The organism is Streptomyces sp. S6 (assembly GCF_054880855.1).
In genome coordinates this window covers 1-5,492 of sequence record NZ_JBTYMC010000389.1, presented here as the reverse complement: position 1 = coordinate 5,492, position 5,492 = coordinate 1, and the positions used below count along the sequence as shown (strand labels likewise).

General features: G+C 73.6%; 6 protein-coding genes and 1 pseudogene. 5 read left to right on the top strand and 2 right to left on the bottom strand.

The window, feature by feature from the left end; genetic code table 11:
• Together ACVNF4_RS31940 and ACVNF4_RS31935 are read right to left on the bottom strand one after the other, a co-directional pair.
• Positions 1 to 219 (bottom strand): annotated as a pseudogene (locus ACVNF4_RS31940) (ABC transporter); the annotation flags it as partial.
• Positions 219 to 1,061: an ABC transporter ATP-binding protein gene (locus ACVNF4_RS31935; RefSeq protein ID WP_461806367.1), complete on the bottom strand. Its 843-nt coding sequence runs from the start codon at positions 1,059 to 1,061 to the stop codon at positions 219 to 221. The gene ACVNF4_RS31935 and the pseudogene ACVNF4_RS31940, both read right to left, overlap by 1 nt.
• Positions 1,062 to 1,105: 44 nt before the next feature.
• Here ACVNF4_RS31935 and ACVNF4_RS31930 point away from each other — a divergent pair, with 44 nt between their 5' ends.
• The 5 genes from ACVNF4_RS31930 to ACVNF4_RS31910 form a co-directional block, all read left to right on the top strand.
• Positions 1,106 to 1,813 (top strand): aminoacyl-tRNA hydrolase, encoded by a 708-nt coding sequence (locus ACVNF4_RS31930; protein WP_461806366.1) that lies wholly within the window; start codon positions 1,106 to 1,108, stop codon positions 1,811 to 1,813.
• A gap of 93 nt (positions 1,814 to 1,906) precedes the next feature.
• Positions 1,907 to 2,698, top strand: coding sequence for an SAM-dependent methyltransferase (locus ACVNF4_RS31925; RefSeq protein WP_461806365.1), 792 nt, complete (start codon positions 1,907 to 1,909; stop codon positions 2,696 to 2,698).
• A gap of 226 nt (positions 2,699 to 2,924) precedes the next feature.
• The gene (locus tag ACVNF4_RS31920; protein WP_461806368.1) at positions 2,925 to 4,205 is read left to right on the top strand and encodes an MbnB/TglH/ChrH family RiPP precursor modification enzyme; all 1,281 of its coding nucleotides are present in this window, start codon (positions 2,925 to 2,927) and stop codon (positions 4,203 to 4,205) included.
• Positions 4,206 to 4,285: 80 nt separating this feature from the next.
• Positions 4,286 to 4,972, top strand: a complete 687-nt coding sequence (locus ACVNF4_RS31915; protein WP_461806364.1) for a DUF4142 domain-containing protein — start codon at positions 4,286 to 4,288, stop codon at positions 4,970 to 4,972.
• 111 nt (positions 4,973 to 5,083) lie between these two features.
• Positions 5,084 to 5,492: TIGR04222 domain-containing membrane protein (locus ACVNF4_RS31910; protein WP_461806363.1), on the top strand; the 409-nt coding region annotated here is incomplete at its 3' end.

Here is a 5,492-nt window from a genome sequence, read left to right as displayed (position 1 = left end):
GACGACGCTCCGCGCGGCGGGCGGCTCGTTGCCGACGCAGATCCGCACCAGCCAGGCGGCCGTCGGCAGCAGCGCGGCGGCGGCGTACCCGAGGGAGTCCAGCAGGGGCTGCCCGCCCTGCACCCCGATGCCCAGGAAGACGACGTACAGCAGCACGGGCGGCAGCCAGCGCTGCGAACGGGCGAGCAGAGCCGCCTGGTAGCGGACGACGGCCCCCATCACGCCCCCTCCTTCCGCACGCTCTCGACGTGCCACGGCGGCCGTGCCCCGAGGAGCAGCCGCAGGGCGACGTCGGAGTGCGACACCGGAACGGTCACCTTCCACACCCCGCCCTCCTCGACGGCGGACACCGCGACGGCCACCACCTCCCCCGGCAGCGCACCGGGCCCGCGCACCTCGACGACGGCACACGGCCCCTCGACGACGGCGGCGCTCTCCCCCGTACGGCGCCGCAGCCCGCCGTCCCGCACCTCGTACACCGCGTCGGCCACCCCGGCGAGCCGGCGCGGATCGTGGTCGACGAAGACGACGGCACCCCCCTGCGCCGTCCGTTCCGCGACCGCCCGCTCCAACTCCCCGCGCGCGCCGGTGTCGAGCCCCGTCCACGCCTCGTCCAGCACGAGCAGTTCGGGCTCGCCCACGAACGCCTGCGCCACCGCGACCTTCTGGCTGCTCCCCTTGGACAGCCGCCCCATCGGCGTCCGCGCGAACCCGGCGGCCCCGAACCGCTCCAGCCACTCCTCCGCCGCCCGGGCCGCCCGCTCCCGCGCGAGCCCGTGGACGGCCCCGAGGTGGGTGAGATAGGAGACCGGCGTGAAGGGCAGCGCGGCGGGGAAGCGCTCGGGCACGTACGCGGTGCGGGGCCGCCCGGCGATCTTCCCCTCGCTGGGCGCGTCGAGCCGCGCGAGCAGCCTCAACAGGGTTGATTTCCCCGTCCCGTTGGCCCCTTCGACGCGCGTGAGGGTACCGGCCGGCAGATCGAGGGCGACGCCCCGGAATATCCAGGGGCCGCGCGGACCGTAGCGGCGGCCCACGTGATCCAGTCGGAGTGCGTGATCCATGGCCGCATCTTCTCCCACCTGGCAGGTCACGTAGCCTGCCTCAGGTGAACGAGAGTCCGTTTCAGTCCGAAGCCGGTCCGCGTGACGAGGCCCCGCAGTTCGTCCTGCCCCTGGTCGTCCGCATCGAACGCGACGCCCCGCCGGCCCGCACGGACGCGCTGGAGACAGCCGCCCGAGCGGTTCTGACGATCCTCGACGACGCCCGGTCGACCGGGGACGGCGCGTGGGCGCGGGCCATGGCGGACTGGCAGGACGCGCGGATCCGCAAGGTCGTCCGCCGGGCGCGCGGCGCGGAGTGGCGGCGCGCGGAGGCGCTGGACGGCATCACGGTGACCGGCAAGTCGGCCGAGGTGCGCGTCTTCCCGCCGGTCCCGCTGGACGGCTGGCCCAAGGACCTCGCCCGCCTCCAGGTCTCCGGCACGGACCTCGACGACCCCGAGACACCGGCCGCCCCCGAGCCGGGCGTCCCGGTGCTGTGGCTCAACCCCGATCTCGGCATGTCCGCCGGCAAGACCATGGCGCAGACCGGGCACGCCGCCCAACTCGCCTGGTGGGAGCTGGACGACGAGCAGCGGGCCGCCTGGCGCGACACCGGGTTCGCACTCGCCGTCCGCACGGCCGGCGCCGACCGCTGGTCCGAACTGACCGCGAGCGGGCTGCCGTTGGTCAGGGACGCGGGTTTCACCGAGATCGCGCCAGGAAGTTCCACGGTGGTGTCGGATCATCCGGCGCTGCGCAGGCGGCTGCCGTGAGCGGTGGCCCGGTTCCCAGCCGCTGAAGGGCCTGCGGAAAACGGAGTTGTACGGTCGTACCCCAACGGCCGTTCGCACCACCGGGGAGTCGTCATGCCGCTTGACCGTCCGCCGATCAACAGCGAGGTTCCGCACTCGGCGCGCATCTGGAACTACTGGCTCGGCGGCAAGGACTGCTACCAGATCGACCGCCGAGTGGGCGACCAGATCAGGGCGTTGAACCCCGAGATCGTCGACATCGCGCGCGCCCAGCGGGCGTTCCTCAAGCGGGCGGTGGGGTATCTCGCGGGCGAGGCGGGCATCCGGCAGTTCCTGGACGTCGGTACGGGCCTGCCGAGCCACGACAACACGCACGAGGTCGCGCAGTCCATCGCCCCGGACGCGCGGATCGTGTACGTCGACCACGACCCGGTCGTCCTCCAGCACGCCCACGCCCTCCTCGCCGGGACCCCCGAGGGCGCGACCGCCTACATCGAGGCGGACCTGCGCGACCCGGGCGCGATCCTGCGGGCCGCCCGCGAGACCCTCGACTTCGGCCGTCCGCTCGCCCTGATGCTCCTCGGCATCGCCGCGCACATCCCCGACGACTCCGCCTACGACCTCGTCGGCGAGCTGAAGTCGGCGCTGCCGTCCGGCAGTCACCTCGTCTTCTGCGACAGCACCGAGATGTTCCACGCGGCCGAGATGCGCGCGATGGTGGAACGCTGGAACGAGGCCGGGAACAACCCGCGCGTCAACCGCACCCCCGATCAACTCCGCCGTTTCTTCGACGGGTTCGACCTCCTGGAGCCCGGTCTGGTCCCGGTCGCGGAGTGGCGCACGCCCGCCGCCGACCCTGCCCGCCGGGACGTCGACAGCTTCGGCGGGGTGGCCGTCAGACGCTGACCCCAACCTCAAATGTTCCTCTGAACCCCCTCCCCGGAGGTTCGGCCCGGGGTGACGGGGGTCATATCTTCGTCACTCAGGAAGGGCCGGCGCGTCGAAGGAGGGGGCCATGACGACACAGCTGGAGACGAGGACACCGGCACGGACGGGGGCGGAGTCCGGCCTCGCGCACCGCCTCGGCACCGGGATCGGCTGGCGGCCCGAGATCGCGGACGCCGTCGAGGGGATGGCCGGGGTCGACTGGGTCGAGGTGGTCGCCGAGAACCTGTGTGCCGGCCATCTGCCGGAGTCCCTGGTGCGGCTGCGGGAGCGGGGGGTCACCGTCGTCCCGCACGGTGTCTCGCTGGGGCTGGGTGGGGCGGACCGGCCGGACGAGGGGCGGCTCGCGGCGCTGGCGGAGCGGGTGGCGGCGCTCGGGGCGCCGCTCGTCACCGAGCACATCGCGTTCGTGCGGGCGGGTGGGGCGCTGACGGCGACGGCGGGTCTTGAGGCGGGGCATCTGCTGCCGGTGCCGAGGACGCGGGACGCGCTGGACGTGCTGTGCGAGAACGTCCGGATCGCCCAGGCCGCGCTGCCCGTTCCGCTCGCCGTGGAGAACATCGCGGCGCTGTTCGCGTGGCCCGGCGAGGAGCTGACCGAGGGGCAGTTCCTGTACGAGCTGGCCGACCGTACCGGCGTCCGCCTCCTCATCGACGTCGCGAACCTCCACACCAACCACGTCAACCGGGGCGAGGACCCGGCCCGCGCGCTCGCCGAACTCCCCGTGGAGGCCATCGCGTACGTCCATGTCGCGGGCGGCTACGAGCGGGACGGCGTCTGGCACGACAGCCACGCGCACCCCGTCCCCACCGAGGTGCTCGACCTCCTCACGGCCCTCACCTCCCGCACGGCCCCGCCCGGCGTCCTCCTGGAACGCGACGACAACTTCCCCGACCCGGCGGAACTGCGCGGGGAGTTGGCGGCGATCAGGGAGGCGGTGTCGCGGGGGTCGCTGGCACGGACTCGGACGGAGACGCTGGCGGCGGTACGCACAACTCCCCGGCGCGGCACGGAGACCGGGGCGGCGACACCCTCAACTCCCGCGCACCGTACGGAGTCCACCGGCCTCCCCCGCCAGCGCCTCGCCCTCGCCCAGACCTCCCTCCTGTCCGCCCTCGTCGCCGGCACCCCCGCCCCCGAGGGGTTCGACCGGGTCCGGCTCGGCGTCCAGGCGCGGGCGTTGGCGGCGAAGCGGGCCGGGATCGTCGCGAAGGTGGCTCCGGAGCTGCCGGAGATACTCGGCGACGGCTACCGTCCGGCGTTCCTCGCCTACGCCACCACCCGCCCCTTGCGCGGCGGTTACCGCCAGGACGCGCTGGAGTTCGCGGACCACCTCCTGCACGAGGCGGACCCGCTGCCGCCGCGTCCCCGCAGGGAACTGCGCTGCTGGTGGCTGGACCGCTCGGGCCCGGCGCCGAGGAACCAGTCCCGGCTGGCGCGCACGCTCCGCTCCCTGACCGGCCGTTGAGCCCCGCACGGCCGTCCGCGCATCGCCCCCGGTAAACTACGTGTTCCGCACCCGACGCACACAAATCACCGAAGGCATCCATGCGAGCGCGCCGTCAGGAGACCTGGGCAGGGAACCTGCTCAGCGGAACCGGCGTCATCATCGTCGGCCTCGTCCTCACGATCGGCGCACTGGCGTTCCCGATCTGGTCGTACGCGGACCGCTCGAACACGGGCTCGGCGCCGAACCTGTTGAGCGCCGGGTCGGCCGTGACGACGCCGTACGGCCCGCTGTCCGAGCTGGACCGGGACTTCGTGGAGAAGGTGCGGCTCGCGGGCCTGTGGGAGATCCCGGCGGGCCGCCAGGCCCAGCAGAAGGGCTCAACCCCGGCTGTACGGACGGCCGGTGAGCATCTGGTCGAGGGGCACACGTTCCTGGACGAGCGGGTGCGCAGTGTCGCCGCCCGGCTGAACCTCCCGCTGCCGGATCAGCCGACGGCCCAACAGCAGGGCTGGCTGCGGGAGTTGGACGCGGCTCAAGGCACCGGCTACGACTGGAAGTTCGCCAACGTGCTGCGCCTGGCGCACGGCAGGATCTTCTCGGTCGTCGCGCAGGTCCGCGCGAGCACCCGCAACTCCCTGGTGCGTGACCTCGCGGACGACGCGAACGCGACGGTCCTGGACCACATCCGGGTCCTGGAGGCCACCGGGTACGTCGACTTCGACGCGCTGGCCCGCGACCTCGCCACCGACTCGCCGCCGCCTCTCACGGTCCCGGTCACCCCGTAGGCCCCGGCCGCCCCAACTCACCGTAAGCGGAACGTCACATACCCGCAACGCTCCGTCCGGATCGTGAACAAAGCATGGCGGTACCACGGGCTTCTGGCATAGAAACGCGGCATGTTCTGGGTGCTTCTGCTGGTGGCGGCCTGGGGGATCGCGGTCGCGGCGTGCTCACACCTGTGCCTGGCCGCCGTACGCGCGGCGCGCGCCGCCGAACCCCCGCCCCCGGCACACGGGTTGACGCTGTACGAGGCGGCGTTCCTCTCCGGCGGCCCCGCGCGGGTCGCCGACCTCACCCTGGTGTCGATGGCGAGCGACCACCGCCTGCACCTCGCGCACACCGGCTGGGCGACCGTCGTCGACCCGGACGGCCGGGACGAGATGGAGCGCTCGGTGCTGGGCGCGATCGGCCCCGAAGGCCAGTCCCCGATCGCCCCGCTGCGCGCCCGCACGGCCACCGGCGACGCGGTCCGGGTCCTCTCGGACCGGCTGGTGAGCGCGGGCCTCGCGATGCCGGACGGGGCGC

Bases quoted from the DNA above. Each gene is read 5' to 3' on its own strand.
- ACVNF4_RS31915 (WP_461806364.1), top strand. From the start codon at position 4,286: ATGCGAGCGCGCCGTCAGGAGACCTGGGCAGGGAACCTGCTCAGCGGA.
- ACVNF4_RS31935 (WP_461806367.1), bottom strand. From the start codon at position 1,061: ATGGATCACGCACTCCGACTGGATCACGTGGGCCGCCGCTACGGTCCG.
- ACVNF4_RS31925 (WP_461806365.1), top strand. From the start codon at position 1,907: ATGCCGCTTGACCGTCCGCCGATCAACAGCGAGGTTCCGCACTCGGCG.
- ACVNF4_RS31920 (WP_461806368.1), top strand. From the start codon at position 2,925: ATGGCCGGGGTCGACTGGGTCGAGGTGGTCGCCGAGAACCTGTGTGCC.